Here is a 250-nt window from a genome sequence, read left to right on the forward strand (position 1 = left end):
GGGAGGTGTCGCATGAATCTGATCGGTCAACCGTTCGACCGCACCGACGGTCTGCTGAAAGTAACCGGCGAAGCGCGCTATGCGGCGGAGTTTCCGGAGGCGCGTCTCGCGCATGCGGTGCTCGTCACGAGCACGATTGCACGCGGCACCATTGCATCGATCGATGCCAGCCGCGCGCAAGCCGTGCCCGGCGTGCTGCTGGTGATGACGCATGAGAACGCGCCGCGTCTGCCGAACGGCGGCAAGGCGC

General features: G+C 66.4%; 1 pseudogene. It reads left to right on the forward strand.

From position 1 onward, the window contains the following. Nucleotides 1-12 precede the first annotated feature (12 nt). Nucleotides 13-250 (forward strand): annotated as a pseudogene (locus SB772_RS43870) (xanthine dehydrogenase family protein molybdopterin-binding subunit); the annotation flags it as partial.

It is taken from the genome of Paraburkholderia sp. SIMBA_030 (assembly GCF_046535245.1).
In the GTDB taxonomy this organism is placed as follows: domain Bacteria; phylum Pseudomonadota; class Gammaproteobacteria; order Burkholderiales; family Burkholderiaceae; genus Paraburkholderia.